General features: G+C 72.1%; 16 protein-coding genes. 5 read left to right on the forward strand and 11 right to left on the reverse strand.

Annotation, left to right across the window (positions count from 1 at the left end; translation table 11 throughout):
• Window positions 1-8 precede the first annotated feature (8 nt).
• From NFT33_RS13640 to NFT33_RS13665, 6 genes are all read right to left on the reverse strand, one after another.
• On the reverse strand, window positions 9-320 hold the full coding sequence (locus NFT33_RS13640; RefSeq protein ID WP_251676120.1) for a copper-binding protein: 312 nt from the start codon (window positions 318-320) through the stop codon (window positions 9-11).
• Window positions 321-356: 36 nt separating this feature from the next.
• Entirely contained in the window at window positions 357-863 is a 507-nt protein-coding gene (locus tag NFT33_RS13645) for a DUF411 domain-containing protein (RefSeq protein ID WP_376744165.1), read from the reverse strand.
• 20 nt (window positions 864-883) lie between these two features.
• Window positions 884-2,254 (reverse strand): multicopper oxidase family protein, encoded by a 1,371-nt coding sequence (locus tag NFT33_RS13650; protein ID WP_251676123.1) that lies wholly within the window; start codon window positions 2,252-2,254, stop codon window positions 884-886.
• Window positions 2,255-2,286: 32 nt separating this feature from the next.
• Window positions 2,287-3,723 carry a TolC family protein gene (locus NFT33_RS13655; protein WP_251676126.1) on the reverse strand — a complete coding sequence of 479 codons (1,437 nt, stop codon included), beginning with the start codon at window positions 3,721-3,723 and terminating at the stop codon, window positions 2,287-2,289.
• Window positions 3,720-4,001, reverse strand: coding sequence for a hypothetical protein (locus tag NFT33_RS13660; RefSeq protein WP_149504520.1), 282 nt, complete (start codon window positions 3,999-4,001; stop codon window positions 3,720-3,722). Before NFT33_RS13660 ends, NFT33_RS13655 begins: the two co-directional genes overlap by 4 nt.
• Before the next feature lie 96 nt (window positions 4,002-4,097).
• A complete protein-coding gene (locus NFT33_RS13665) occupies window positions 4,098-4,484 on the reverse strand; it encodes a hypothetical protein (protein ID WP_251676129.1) in 387 nt (128 codons plus the stop codon).
• Between the two features lie 66 nt (window positions 4,485-4,550).
• Here NFT33_RS13665 and argB point away from each other — a divergent pair, with 66 nt between their 5' ends.
• From argB to NFT33_RS13690, 5 genes are read left to right on the forward strand one after another with little or no spacing between them, the layout of a single operon-like run.
• Complete coding sequence (argB, locus tag NFT33_RS13670; RefSeq protein WP_149504518.1) at window positions 4,551-5,429, forward strand: acetylglutamate kinase; 879 nt, start codon at window positions 4,551-4,553, stop codon at window positions 5,427-5,429.
• A 14-nt stretch (window positions 5,430-5,443) separates the two neighbouring features.
• Window positions 5,444-6,151: an HAD-IA family hydrolase gene (locus NFT33_RS13675; protein ID WP_149504517.1), complete on the forward strand. Its 708-nt coding sequence runs from the start codon at window positions 5,444-5,446 to the stop codon at window positions 6,149-6,151.
• A 59-nt stretch (window positions 6,152-6,210) separates the two neighbouring features.
• Window positions 6,211-6,861, forward strand: coding sequence for a nucleoid occlusion factor SlmA (gene slmA / locus NFT33_RS13680; RefSeq protein ID WP_149504516.1), 651 nt, complete (start codon window positions 6,211-6,213; stop codon window positions 6,859-6,861).
• A 14-nt stretch (window positions 6,862-6,875) separates the two neighbouring features.
• Window positions 6,876-7,802, forward strand: a complete 927-nt coding sequence (locus NFT33_RS13685) for an ATP-binding protein (RefSeq protein WP_149504515.1) — start codon at window positions 6,876-6,878, stop codon at window positions 7,800-7,802.
• A complete protein-coding gene (locus NFT33_RS13690; protein WP_251676131.1) occupies window positions 7,795-8,283 on the forward strand; it encodes an NUDIX domain-containing protein in 489 nt (162 codons plus the stop codon). The genes NFT33_RS13685 and NFT33_RS13690 overlap by 8 nt, the downstream gene beginning before the upstream one ends.
• A 27-nt stretch (window positions 8,284-8,310) precedes the next feature.
• Here the strand turns inward: NFT33_RS13690 and NFT33_RS13695 are convergent, their stop codons facing one another.
• The 5 genes from NFT33_RS13695 to NFT33_RS13715 form a co-directional block, all read right to left on the reverse strand.
• The gene (locus NFT33_RS13695) at window positions 8,311-8,523 is read right to left on the reverse strand and encodes a DNA gyrase inhibitor YacG (RefSeq protein WP_251676134.1); all 213 of its coding nucleotides are present in this window, start codon (window positions 8,521-8,523) and stop codon (window positions 8,311-8,313) included.
• A gap of 43 nt (window positions 8,524-8,566) precedes the next feature.
• On the reverse strand, window positions 8,567-9,322 hold the full coding sequence (gene zapD, locus NFT33_RS13700) for a cell division protein ZapD (protein WP_149504513.1): 756 nt from the start codon (window positions 9,320-9,322) through the stop codon (window positions 8,567-8,569).
• Window positions 9,323-9,371: 49 nt separating this feature from the next.
• Entirely contained in the window at window positions 9,372-9,974 is a 603-nt protein-coding gene (gene coaE, locus NFT33_RS13705) for a dephospho-CoA kinase (protein WP_251676135.1), read from the reverse strand.
• Window positions 9,971-10,843, reverse strand: coding sequence for a prepilin peptidase (locus tag NFT33_RS13710; RefSeq protein WP_149504512.1), 873 nt, complete (start codon window positions 10,841-10,843; stop codon window positions 9,971-9,973). Before NFT33_RS13710 ends, coaE begins: the two co-directional genes overlap by 4 nt.
• A gap of 93 nt (window positions 10,844-10,936) precedes the next feature.
• On the reverse strand, window positions 10,937-12,460 hold the full coding sequence (locus tag NFT33_RS13715; protein ID WP_251676137.1) for a hypothetical protein: 1,524 nt from the start codon (window positions 12,458-12,460) through the stop codon (window positions 10,937-10,939).
• Window positions 12,461-12,587 lie beyond the last annotated feature (127 nt).

Consider the following 12,587-nt stretch of genomic DNA (forward strand, 5'->3'; position numbering starts at 1 on the left):
CAGGCGGTTCATTTCGCTGGCGCCAGCTTCGTCACCGTGTACTGCCCGCCCACCTTGTCCGCATCGAACTTCACCTTGTCGCCGACCTTGACGGCGTCGAGCATCGCGGGATCCTGGGCGCGGAAGACCATCGTCATCGGGGGCATGTCGAGGTTCTTGATCTCGCCGTGCCGGAGCGTGATCTTCTGCTGGGCCTTGTCGATCTTCATGACTTCGGCGTCGGTGCTCTGGGCGTGTGCGGCCGGGCCCAGCAGCAGGGCGGCGGCCGTCAGGCCGAGAGCCGCCAGGCGGCGGGACAGGGGGATCGTCTGGATGTTCATCAGGGGCTCCTTCGAGACTTCGAGAGATTCAACGGTTCAGGGGTAGGGCTGGTAGACACGCGTGCTGCCGTCCGCGGCGACCAGCAGCACCTCGTAGGGCTGGCGGCGGCCGCCGTATTCCGGGCCGTCCATGCCGGGCGAGCCGATCGGCATGCCCGGCACGGTCAGCCCGAGCGCCTTCGGGCGCTCGCGCAGCAGGCGGTGGATTTCGCGGGCCGGCACATGGCCCTCGATCACATAGCCGCCGACCTGGGCGGTGTGGCAGGAGCCGAGGCGGCGCGGCATGCCGAGCCGGTCGCGCGCCTGGAGATTGCCGGTGTCATGCACGCGGGTGCGCAGCCCGCTGGCCTCGACATGGCGGATCCAGTCGTTGCAGCAGCCGCAGTCCGGGTCTTTCCAGACCTCGAGCAGCGGCGGGGGCGCGGCCTCTCGGCTGCCCGCGTGCACGGTGCCCGCCAGCAGGCTGACCAGCAGCGCCGAGCCGGCGTGCAGCAGGGTGCGGCGCGCAGGCGGCCGGCCGGAGCGGGGGAGGTTCTCTTGCATCGTCATGATCAGTGTGCTCCTCAGTGATGGCCATGCCCGCTCGGCTTGCGCGCTTTCACCGCGGCCTCTCCGGCCGGCGCGGGCGCGCGCACCGGTTCGGCCAGCGGCGCGCCGGTCCACTCATGGGCGACGGTGCCCTTCGGGTGCGCGAACCAGCCGGGGTCTTGGTAGTCGCCCGGCTTCTGGTCGCGGCGGACCTTGAGGATGCTGAACATGCCGCCCATCTCGACGCCGCCGAACGGCCCCTGGCCGGTCATCATCGGCGCGGTGTTGTCGGGCAGCGGCATCTCCATCTCGGCCATGTCGGCCATGCCGCGCTCGCCCATGGCCATGTAGCCGGGAATGAGCTTCGTGATCTTGCGGGCGACGTCGGTGTGGTCGACGCCGATCATCGTCGGCACGTCGTGGCCCATCGCGTTCATCGTGTGGTGGCTCTTGTGGCAGTGGAAGGCCCAGTCGCCTTCCTCGCTGGCGATGAACTCCACCTGGCGCATCTGGCCGACCGCGATGTCGGTCGTCACCTCCGGCCAGCGCGCCGACTTCGGCACCGGGCCGCCGTCGGTGCCGGTGACCTCGAACTCGTGGCCGTGCAGGTGGATCGGGTGGTTCGTCATCGTCAGGTTGCCGACGCGGATGCGCACCCGGTCGTTCAGCCGCACGTTCAGCGTGTCGATGCCGGGAAAGATGCGGCTGTTCCAGGCCCAGAGGTTGAAGTCGAGCATGGTCATCACCTTGGGCGTCGCGCTGCCGGGCTCGATGTCGAAGGCGTTCAGCAGGAAGCAGAAGTCGCGGTCGACATCGGCGATCAGCGGGTGCTTCGCCTTCGGGTGCGTGATCCACATCCCGTACATGCCCATCGCCATCTGCACCATCTCGTCGGCGTGCGGGTGGTACATGAAGGTGCCGGGGCGGCGGGCCTCGAATTCGTAGACGAAGGTCTTGCCCGGCGGGATCGGGGGCTGGGTCAGGCCCGAGACGCCGTCCATGCCATTGGGCAGGCGCTGGCCGTGCCAGTGCACCGCGTGGTGCTCGGGCAGGCGGTTGGTGACGAAGATGCGCACCCGGTCGCCCTCGACCACCTCGAGGGTCGGGCCGGGCGACTGGCCGTTGTAGCCCCAGAGGTTGGCGTTGAAGCCGGGCGTCATCTCGCGCACCACCGGCTCGGCGACCAGGTGGAACTCCTTGACGCCGTTGTTCATGCGCCAGGGCAGGCTCCAGCCGTTGAGCGTCACCACCGGGCGGTAGGGGCGGCCGGTGGCGGGCTGCAGCGGTGGCGCGGTGGCCGCCGAGGTCTGGATGACCGGTTCGGGCAGCGCGGCCAGTGCCACGCGGCTGACCGAGGCGGCGGCGACCGCGGCCCCGGCCGAGAAAAGGGAACGTCGGGAAATCATGGCGGAAGATCCGTGTGGGGTTCGCGATGCGCTCAGTGGCCGCCGGCGTCGGCGGCGGCATTGGCGGCGGCGGCCGGGCCGCTGCCGGCATCGAGCCGGGGGCGGCCGAGCAGGGCCTGCTGCAGGTCGGCGTCGGCGCGCCAGAACTCGCGCCGGGCGTCGATCGCGGCGTTGACCGCGCCGATCTGCGCGCGTGCGTCGGCCAGCAGCTCGAACACGCCGATCAGCATGCCGTTGTAGCGCAGCAGGTTTTCCTCGCTGATGCGCTGCTTCAGCGGCACGATCACCTGCTGCGCATGGCGGGCGATGTCCCAGGCGTGGCGCCAGTGGCGCCAGGCCTCGCGGGTTTCGGAGCGGGCATCGATGGCGATGGCGGCGGTGCGATGCAGGCTGGCGGTGTAGATCGCCTCGGCGCGTGCGACCCGGGCGTCGCCCCAGTCGAAGAGCGGCAGCTCCAGGCCGACCTCCCAGGCGCGGCTGCGGTGGCCGTCGCTGGTCTTCGAGCGCGAGACGCCAAGCTCGAGGGCATCGACGAAGCGTGTGGTGCGGGTCAGCCCCAGGCTGCGCGCGGTCTGCGCGGTGGCGGTGCGCGCGGCCTGCACGTCCAGGCGCTGCGCCAGCGCGCGGGCCTCGATGTCGGTCTGCGCGAGCGGCTGTGCGGGCAGATCCGGCAGGCGCTCGGGCAGCGCGAGCCGCTCGGCCTGCTCGCCCCACAGGCCGAGCGCGCGCACCAGGCGCTCGCGCGCGGCGTCGCGGCTGCGCTCGCCGCGCGCCAGGTTCAGCAGCGCGTCGGCCTCGAAGGACTGCTCGCGCGCCAGCGCCAGGCGGTTGAAGTTGCCCGCCTGCGCCATGCGCCGCGCCAGCTCGGCGCCGGCCTCGGCGGCCTGGTGGACCTGGCGCAGATAGGCCAGGCTTTCCTCGGCCGCCACCGCCTCGACCCAGGCGCGGCGCACCTCGGCGATGCGCTCGACGATGCCGATCGTCACCTGCGCCTGCTGCTGCGCGAGCTGCTGCGTGGCCATCGTGCGCGCCAGCGGCATCAGCAGCAGCCGGCCCAGGCCGAGGTGCAGGCCGATCTCGCGCTCGATCTCGTCGCCGCTGGTGGTGCGGCCGTAGCTCAGACCGGGATTGGGCAGACGGCTGACCTGCGCCAGTTCGGCCTGCGCGATGCCGAGCCCGGCCAGGTCGGCCTGCAGGCCGCGGTGGTTCAGCAGCGCCAGCTCGACCGCGCCGTCCTGCGACAGCGGCGCGGCCAGCAGCGCGTCGAGGCGTGCGCGTGCCTCGGCCGACGGGGCCTGCGCATCGGGCCAGCGCGCGATGTCGGCGCCAGTGGCCGCGCGCAGCTGCTCGCGCACCGGCGCGATCGCCGCGTCGGGCGAGGTCGTGGTGCAGCCGGCCAGCGCCGCGGCCGCCAGCAGGGCCAGCGTCAGCTTCAGCGCGGCCGGGGGTGTCCGGACAGCGCGGCTCATCGGGCACCTCCGGGGACGGAGGCCGCGGCCGCAGGCTCGGGCGCGTGGGCCTGCTTCAGATAGACGCGCCAGCCGCCGACGGCGTGCACCCGCGCGTTGGCGGCGCGCCAGTCGCCGGGGGCGGTCTCGGGCGGGGCGGACGCGGCGCGTGCGGCCAGCGTCGAGCGGTGGGCGAGCGGGCGCACCGCGGCGCCGGGGTCGGCCGGATCGCCGGAGCGGGCGAGTGCCGGCCCGGCCGCACCGGCCAGGGCCAGCGCGGCGGCAAGAAAACGGAACATGAATGAACCTCGTCAGACGGAAAGAGGCCGAGCGGACCGGATCGCGCCAGCACCGGGGCGGGCGACGGATCGACGGACGACGGACGACGGATCGGATCAGGTCTGGCGACGAGGGGGGCGGAACAGCGCGTCCGGCGGGGCGTCGGCGGCGCCGGTGACCGACACCAGGGCCGGCGTGGCCTGCGGCAGTCGCGGCAGGCTCAGGGCAGGCGGTGCCGGCAGTCCCAGGCTGGCATGGCAGATCTCGCACAGCGAGCAGCCGGCGTGGGCCGGCGTGGCCTGCGGGTCGGCATCGGTCGGCATCGACCGCTCTGCCGGCGCGGCATGGCAAGGCGGCATGTCCTGCGGCGACACGGCCACCATGACCGCACCGGGCAGGGTGGTCATGGCCGCCATCTCGGCCAGCGCCCAGCCGCGCAGCGGCAGCAGCGCGATCACCAGCCAGAGCAGCCAGCGCAGGACAGGGCGGGCAGGACGGAACATGCCCGGCAGTATAGGCCGCGACCCTAGAATCCGGTCTTTCCGATCCTTCGTCCCGGAGCTTCCCGCATGAGCCACACGCCCGCCGACCAGGCCCAGATCCTCGCCCAGGCGCTGCCCTACATCCGCAAGTTCCATGGCAAGACCATGGTCATCAAGTACGGCGGCAACGCGATGACCGATCCGGCGCTGCAGAAGGCCTTCGCCGAAGACGTGGTGCTGCTGAAGCTGGTCGGCATCAACCCGATCGTCGTGCACGGCGGCGGCCCGCAGATCGATGCGGCGCTGACCAAGATCGGCAAGAAGGGCCAGTTCATCCAGGGCATGCGCGTGACCGATGCCGAGACGATGGATGTCGTCGAGTGGGTGCTCGGCGGCGAGGTGCAGCAGGACATCGTCGGCCTGATCAACGCCGCCGGCGGCAAGGCGGTGGGCCTGACCGGCCGCGACGGCGCGATGATCCGCGCGCGCAAGCTCAAGATGCTCGACCTCAACGACCCTTCGGTCGAGCATGATGTCGGCCAGGTCGGCGAGATCGAGTCGATCGACCCGAGCATCCTGCGCGCGCTGCAGGACGACCAGTTCATCCCGGTGGTCAGCCCGATCGGCTTCGGCCCCGACAACGAGAGCTACAACATCAACGCCGATCTGGTGGCGTCGAAGCTGGCCGAGATCCTCAAGGCCGAGAAGCTGATGATGCTGACCAACATCCGCGGCGTGCTCGACAAGCAGGGCGAGCTGCTGACCGAGCTGACCTCGCGCCGCATCGACGAGCTGGTCGAGGACGGCACCATCTCCGGCGGCATGCTGCCCAAGATCGCCGGCGCGATCGACGCGGCCAAGTGCGGCGTCAACGCGGTCCACATCATCGACGGCCGCGTGCCGCATGTGCTGCTGCTGGAGATCCTGACGGACCAGGCCTTCGGCACGATGATCCGCTCGCACTGAGCCGGTCTGCCGCGATGAAGCGCGCCCCGGTCTGGCTCTTCGACCTCGACGACACGCTGCACGACGCCAGCCACGCGGCCTTCGGGCCGATCGCCGAGGCGATGACCGTCTACATCGAGCGCGAGCTGGCGCTGGGCCGCCGCGAGGCCGAGGCCCTGCGCCGCCACTACTGGGACCGCTACGGCGCGACGCTGCTGGGGCTGATGCGCCACCACGGCGTGCGCGCCGCGCATTTCCTGCACGACACGCACCGGCTGCCCGGCCTGGAGCACCGGCTGCGCGCCAGCGCGCACGATCTGGCTGCGCTCGAGCGCCTGCCGGGCCGGCGCTTCATCCTGACCAACGCGCCGCGCGCCTACGCCGAGCGGGTGCTGGCGGCCCTTGGCATGACGCGGCTCTTCCACGGCGTCATCCCGATCGAGCGCATGACGATGTTCGGCGACCTGCGCCCCAAGCCCGACGCGCGCATGCTGCGAAGCATCGCGGTGATGCTGAAGGTGCCGCCCTCACGCTGCATCCTGGTCGAGGACACGCTGGCGCACCAGAAGTCGGCGCGCCGGGTGGGCATGAAGACGGTGTGGATGCAGCGCTGGATGCGCCGCGCCGGCTCGCCCGCGCCGGTGTCGGCCGGACTGCCGGCGCGCCCGCGACGCTGCCGGCGACCGACTTATGTGTGTGCCAGAATCCGCAGCCTTCAGGCGCTGTCCCGCTCCGCCTGGTGAAGGGGCCGGGACCCGGCGCCCTGTCGACCCGTTTCAGCGCGCCTGCCGCCCCGTTCCCGATGCCCGATACCTCCGACGCCCCGGCCGCTTCCGCGCCCGACCACGAGACGGCTGCCGCCGAGCCGGCGCGTCGTCGCCCCAAGCCCGGCGAGCGCCGCCTGCAGATCCTGCGCACGCTGGCGCAGATGCTCGAGCGCCCCGGCGCCGAGCGCATCACCACCTCCGCGCTGGCCGCGCAGCTCGAGCTGAGCGAGGCGGCGCTGTACCGGCATTTCCGCAGCAAGGCCCAGATGTTCGAGGCGCTGATCGAGTTCATCGAGAGCAGCATCTTCGGTCTGGTCAACCAGATCTGCGAGCGCGAGGAGGATCCCCGCGTGCAGGCCGCGCACAGCGTCATCGTGCTGCTGCAGTTCGCCGAGCGCAATCCCGGCATGACCCGGGTGATGGTGGGCGACGCGCTGGTGCTCGAGGACCCGCGGCTCGCGCAGCGCATGAACCAGTTCTTCGACCGCATCGAGTCGCAGCTGCGCCAGCTGATGCGCCGCGCGGCCGACGCGCGCGGCTCGGCCGAGCCGACCGTCGAGGCGGCCGCGCAGGCCTCGGCGCTGACCTGCTTCTGCATCGGGCGGCTGCAGCGCTTCGCCCGCACCGATTTCCGCCGCAGCCCGGTCGAGCAGATCGACCTGGCGCTGCAGATGATGATCCACTGAGCCCCTGCCGAACGATGAGCGACTTCTCCACCCTGATCGCCCGCGCCGAGGCGCTGCTGGCCCGGCTCGAGGCGGTGCTGCCGCAGCCGCCGGCCGCGCCCGACTGGTCGGCCTCGATCGCCTTCCGCTACCGCCGCCGCGGCACGGGCGGCGGCGTGCTCGAGCCGGTGCGCCAGGTCGCGCCGCTGCGCCTGGCCGACCTGAAGGAGGTCGACGGCCAGAAGGAGCGCCTGGTGCGCAACACCGCGCAGTTCGTCGCCGGCCGCCCGGCCAACAATGTGCTGCTGACCGGCGCGCGCGGCACGGGCAAGAGCTCGCTGATCAAGGCCTGCCTGAACGAGTTCGCCGACCGCGGCCTGCGCCTGATCGAGGTCGACAAGGACGACCTGACCGATCTGCCCGACCTGGTGGCGCTGGTGGGCGAGCGGCCCGAGCGCTTCATCATCTACTGCGACGACCTGAGCTTCGACGAGGGCGAGTCGGGCTACAAGGCGCTGAAGTCCATCCTGGACGGCACCATCGCGCAGGCCTCCGACAATGTGCTGATCTGCGCCACCAGCAACCGCCGCCACCTGCTGCCCGAGCAGATGAAGGACAACCTGGGCGCGCGCCACGACGACAACGGCGAGCTGCACCCCGGCGAGGCGATCGAGGAGAAGATCTCGCTGTCCGAGCGCTTCGGGCTGTGGATCAGCTTCTATCCGTTCAGCCAGCGCGAGTACCTGGCCATCGTCGGCCAGTGGCTGCGCCATTTCGGCATCGACGAGGCCACGATCGAGGCGGCGCGCCAGCCCGCGCTGGTCTGGGCGCTGGAGCGCGGCTCGCGCTCGGGCCGGGTGGCCTGGCAGTTCGCGCGCGACTTTGCCGGCCGGGCCGAGGCGCCGGCCGCCGCGCCCGCACCGATCCAGGGCGACGGCCCGGAAGGGCTGGACCATGTCTGAGCCGATCGTCGTCGCCGGCGCGGAGAACCTGCCCGAGCGGGTGCCGGTCGAGGTCGCGGTGGGCGTGCTGGTCGAGCGCGACGCCGCCGGGCGCGAGGGCCGTTTCCTGCTGACCTCGCGCCCGGCGGGCAAGGTCTACGCCGGCTTCTGGGAGTTCCCGGGCGGCAAGCTCGAACCCGGCGAGACGGTCGAGCAGGCGCTGCGCCGCGAGCTGATCGAGGAGATCGGCATCACCATCGGTGCGGTCCACCCGTGGCGCGAGCTGGTGATGGACTATCCGCACGCGCGGGTGCGGCTGAACTTCTGCAAGGTCTTCGACTGGACCGGCGAGTTCGAGATGCGAGAAGCTCAGGCCATGGCCTGGCAGACGCTGCCGGTCGAGGTGGAGCCGGTGCTGCCCGGCACGATCCCGGTGCTGCGCTGGTTCGCCGAGGAGCGCGGCCACGCCGGGTCGACGCACCGCGAGACGCCGGCGGACTGAACCGCCCGGCCGCGCCCGGCGCCGTCGTCAGGCGCCGGTGTCGAAGTCGTCGGGCGGCTCGACCGCGCCGACGCGGTAGTCGCCGCTGGCCCAGGCGCCCAGGTCATGCTCGCGGCAGCGCAGGCTGCAGAAGGGCCGGTACGGATTCAGGTCCTTCGCGAAGGGCGAGGGCGTGCCGCAGGCCGGGCAGGGGACCTGGCGCGGCGAGGCCGGCGCGGGCGAGTCGGGGGAAGAGATCATCGTCATCGCCCCCGAGTCTAGGCCAGCCGCGGCGCTCCCCGCCTCAGGCGCACAGCGTCAGCGGCAGCTGCACGCTGTCGTTCATCGGGCGCAGCCGGCCCTCGGCGTCGGCGCGGCTCAGCCGGATGGCCAGCAGCACCCGGTTGCCGCTGATCTCTGGAATCAGCTGCGAGGCCGGGTCCACCTCCAGGCGCACCAGCTGCAGCGCGCGGCTGCCGTTCAGGTTGAGCTGGAACAGGCTGTTGCGGAAGCCCGCCATCTGCTGGACGCCCGATTCGCGCAGCAGGCCCAGATTGACCTCGAGCGCCTCGGCCAGCGGATCGAGCACGCCGACCCAGCGCAGCAGATCATGGCGCCGCTTGGGCGCCGGCTCCTGCTGCCAGGCGAAATAGCCGGGCAGGTCGAACTCGCAGGTGCCGCCGGGAATGTGGATGCGGCTGCGCACCGCCATCAGCCATTCGTTGCCGGCCAGGGTCTGCTCGGGCCGGCCGGGCGTGGCCGCGAGCCGGCGGTGCGCGCCGACGATGCGGTCGACCGCCAGGTCCAGCGCCGCCTCCGAGATCGACGGAATGCCCCGGTAGCTCTCGAAGACCTTGTTCTGCCGGTCCAGCTCGCGCAGCAGGTCGGCCTTGAAGTCGGTGCGCGAGGTCACGTCCATGATCTCGAACAGCGTCGCCAGCGCGTAGTGGTGGTCGGTCGCGGTCTCGCGCGGCACCAGCAGGGCCAGCCGGGTGAAGAGCCGCTCGAGCCGAAGCATCGTGCGGATGCTCTCGTTGAAGGGATATTCGTAGTGGGTCAAGGCCTTGTTCTCCCCGATCCGGCCGGCCGGACGATCGGTTTCGATTGTTTCACAGCCAGCTTTTCCAGACATGGTCCACCGCAAGGGCGAGCTGGTCGTGGTCGATTCCGTCGTTGAGGATCACCGCATCGGCGACCGCGCGGCGCTGCTCGCGGCCGGCCTGCTGCGCGATGACCCGTTCGACCGCCTCGGGCGCCCAGCCGTTGCGGGCGACCACCCGCGCGATCTGCGTGGCGGGCGTGCAGTCGACGACCAGGATGCGGTCGACCCGCTCGCGCCAGCGCCGGCCCGACTCGACCAGCAGCGGCACATCGAAGACCACCGGTGCGCCGGGCGGGGCGGCGGCGGCCTCGGCCTCGGTGTCCTCGGCGATCAGCGGATGCAGGATGGCCTCGAGCCGCTGGCGCTCGGCCGGGTCGGCGAAGACGCGCTCGCGCATGCGGGCACGGTCCATCGCGCCCTGGGCATCGATGGACTCGGGCCCGAAGGCGGCGGCGATGGCGGCGATCGCCCGGCCGCCCGGCGCGGTCAGCCGGTGCGCGATCGCGTCGGTGTCGACGATGTGCGCGCTCCGCGCGCGCAGCAGGCCGGCGACGGTGCTCTTTCCGCTGCCGATGCCGCCGGTCAGGCCGATGCGCAGCGCGCGGCTCATGCCCAGCCCATCCAGCCCAGCACCCGCTCGCTGCCGGCGAGCATCACCACCAGCGCGCCGCCCGCCAGGAAGGGGCCGAAGGGCACATAGCGACCCTCGCGCAGCGTCGCGGCCAGCTTCATGCCGATGCCGACGATCGCGCCGATCACCGAGGCGCCCAGCACGATCGGCAGCAGCATCGCCGGGCCCAGCCAGGCGCCCAGCGCCGCCAGCAGCTTGAAGTCGCCGGCGCCCATGCCCTCCCTGCCGGTCACCAGGCGGAACAGCTGCGAGATGCTCCACAGGCTCATGTAGCCGCCGACGGCGCCCCACAGCGCCTGTTCGGGCGACAGCGGCAGCCAGCCCAGCAGCGCGCCGAGCAGGCCCGCCCAGGCCAGCGGCTGCGTCATGCTGTCGGGCAGCAGCGTGGTGTCCCAGTCGATCAGCGAGGCCGCCAGCAGCGTCGCGGCGAAGCCGCACCACAGCAGCGTCTGCGGCTCGGCGCCGAAGCGCCAGCCGATGGCGGCGAACAGCAGCGCGCAGCCCAGCTCGACCAGCGGATAGCGCGGCGAGATCGGCGTGCGGCAGGCCGAGCAGCGCCCGCCCAGGCGCAGCCAGCCCAGCAGCGGGATGTTCTCGTGCCAGCGCAGCACATGGCCGCATTTCGGGCAGCGCGAGCGCGGGCGCGCCAGGCCGAGCGGGCGGCCGTCGTCGCCCGGCGCCGGCGGCACCGGATCGATGCCGAGCATCTCGGCGCTGTCCTGGCGCCACTGGCGCTCCATCATGACCGGCAGCCGGTGCACGACCACGTTCAGGAAGCTGCCGATGCACAGGCCGAACAGCGCCAGCGCTGCCGGGGAGAGCAGCCATTCCAGGGTTTGGGAATTCATCGGAAAACGGGAACGCCCCGACGCTCAGGTGCGGGGCGACAGGGCAAGCCAAGGAATGCCCATTCTGCGACATTCATGCGGCAGTCCCGCGGCTCAGGCCGCGTCGAGCACCTCGGCGAGCTCGCGGTCGATGCCGGGGCCGGCGGTCGCGCCGACCAGCGCCTGCAGCGGCACCGAGGTGCCGGCCGGCAGCAGCTGCTCCTGAGGCGGCACTGCGTCTTCGGGCAGGTGGCAGTCGCTGGTCATGCGCCGCGCCAGCGTGCGTTCGCGTGGGGTGGTGGCGATCTTGCGCAGGCGCAGCAGGCCCGGGGCCTCGCCGTCCGCGTCGGCCAGGATCTCGAGGCGGTGCTCGAACCAGCCCAGCTGCCAGAAGCGGTCGGCGCAGGCGCTCCAGATGTCGGCGCGCGCGCCGGCGTCATGCTCGATCAGCAGCAGGCCGTCCTCGCGCAGCAGGGCCAGGCAGTTGCTCAGCAGCACCGGCAGATCGGCGCCGCGGGTGAGCGTGGCGGGCAGCAGGATCTCGTCGATCTGCCCGGCCTCCAGCCGCAGCGGTCCGCACAGCGGCGAGACGGTCGACAGCGGCAGGGCCAGCGGCTGCGCCGGATCGAGCACCAGATCGGGCTCGCTGCGTGCGCAGGCCTCGATGTTGAGCCAGCCGCTGCGGTAGCCGGTGCCGGCGCCCAGGTGCAGCCGGGTCGGCTGCCAGGGCTTCGGGTCGCGCCGGTGCAGGTGCGTCAGGCCGACCGCGCAGGCGTGCACCAGGATGTCGGCCATCGCCTGCGCCGGATCGAGCTGCTCGAAGTGCGCATGCTGCTGGCGGGTGCGCTCGACCCAGGCGGGCGTGCCGAACTCGCGCGAGAAGAACTCGCCCAGCGTGGCCTCGTCGACCCAGCTGACCGCCTGCTCGATGTAGCCCGGCACCCGGGTCGCGGCGGTGCGCTGCAGCACGACCGGCGTGCCCAGGCTCAGGCAGTGCGCCAGCAGCACCGGATCGACATGGCCGCTGCCATGCGCGTCGCACAGCAGCACCGCACGCGCCTGGCGCACGAAGGCATCGCGCTCGGCGCCGTACAGCGGCTGGTCCAGCACGCTGACCGGCACGCCGCAGGCCTCGATGCGGGCGACGAAGTCCTGTGCGGCGGCGCTGAAATCGCCCAGATGCAGCAGCTCGATCGGGCGGCCGTCGATCGGCAGCGGCACGCCCTCGGCATCCTCGGCCAGATAGGGCGCATGCACGAAGGGCACCAGCGGCACGCGGTCGGGCTGGGCGGCATAGACCGGCAGATTGGTCGGATCGCCGTCGACGACCGCCGAGCGCGACAGCAGCGCGACATAGTCGGTGTCGGCGGCGGGCAGCGCGTCCTGGCCGTCGGCGCCGAACTGCAGCAGGTTGACGAGCACGCAGGGATGGCGCTCGAGCTGGCGCTCGTCGAAGCCCAGATGCGCGCCGAAGACGAAGTTGACCGCGTCATGGCGCAGCCGGTTCTTCGACAGGCTGACCCGTGCGCCCAGCCGCCGGAAGTGGTAGCGGAAATAGCGTGCCGGGTCGAGCAGCCCGAGCGCCTGCTCGTGGCCGGCGGGCTGGACGATGCAGAGATGGATGTCCGGCAGGGTCATGATCGGTCTGGCGCGGTCGGGCCGGCAGGAAGTTTCATTTCCCGGCCAGTCTAGGCAAGGCCGCGGCCTCGCGTCGGCCTGATCAGCCCGGTCAAGACCGCGCAAATCGGGGGCGCAGGCGGATGTG

Origin of the sequence: Sphaerotilus sp. FB-3, assembly GCF_023706025.1 — a bacterium.
Taxonomy (GTDB): Bacteria; Pseudomonadota; Gammaproteobacteria; order Burkholderiales; family Burkholderiaceae_C; genus Sphaerotilus; species Sphaerotilus sulfidivorans.

Bases quoted from the DNA above. Each gene is read 5' to 3' on its own strand.
- NFT33_RS13640 (WP_251676120.1), bottom strand. From the start codon at position 320: ATGAACATCCAGACGATCCCCCTGTCCCGCCGCCTGGCGGCTCTCGGC.
- NFT33_RS13645 (WP_376744165.1), bottom strand. From the start codon at position 863: ATGCAAGAGAACCTCCCCCGCTCCGGCCGGCCGCCTGCGCGCCGCACC.
- NFT33_RS13650 (WP_251676123.1), bottom strand. From the start codon at position 2,254: ATGATTTCCCGACGTTCCCTTTTCTCGGCCGGGGCCGCGGTCGCCGCC.
- NFT33_RS13655 (WP_251676126.1), bottom strand. From the start codon at position 3,723: ATGAGCCGCGCTGTCCGGACACCCCCGGCCGCGCTGAAGCTGACGCTG.
- NFT33_RS13660 (WP_149504520.1), bottom strand. From the start codon at position 4,001: ATGTTCCGTTTTCTTGCCGCCGCGCTGGCCCTGGCCGGTGCGGCCGGG.
- NFT33_RS13665 (WP_251676129.1), bottom strand. From the start codon at position 4,484: ATGTTCCGTCCTGCCCGCCCTGTCCTGCGCTGGCTGCTCTGGCTGGTG.
- argB (WP_149504518.1), top strand. From the start codon at position 4,551: ATGAGCCACACGCCCGCCGACCAGGCCCAGATCCTCGCCCAGGCGCTG.
- NFT33_RS13675 (WP_149504517.1), top strand. From the start codon at position 5,444: ATGAAGCGCGCCCCGGTCTGGCTCTTCGACCTCGACGACACGCTGCAC.
- slmA (WP_149504516.1), top strand. From the start codon at position 6,211: ATGCCCGATACCTCCGACGCCCCGGCCGCTTCCGCGCCCGACCACGAG.
- NFT33_RS13685 (WP_149504515.1), top strand. From the start codon at position 6,876: ATGAGCGACTTCTCCACCCTGATCGCCCGCGCCGAGGCGCTGCTGGCC.
- NFT33_RS13690 (WP_251676131.1), top strand. From the start codon at position 7,795: ATGTCTGAGCCGATCGTCGTCGCCGGCGCGGAGAACCTGCCCGAGCGG.
- NFT33_RS13695 (WP_251676134.1), bottom strand. From the start codon at position 8,523: ATGATCTCTTCCCCCGACTCGCCCGCGCCGGCCTCGCCGCGCCAGGTC.
- coaE (WP_251676135.1), bottom strand. From the start codon at position 9,974: ATGAGCCGCGCGCTGCGCATCGGCCTGACCGGCGGCATCGGCAGCGGA.
- NFT33_RS13710 (WP_149504512.1), bottom strand. From the start codon at position 10,843: ATGAATTCCCAAACCCTGGAATGGCTGCTCTCCCCGGCAGCGCTGGCG.
- NFT33_RS13715 (WP_251676137.1), bottom strand. From the start codon at position 12,460: ATGACCCTGCCGGACATCCATCTCTGCATCGTCCAGCCCGCCGGCCAC.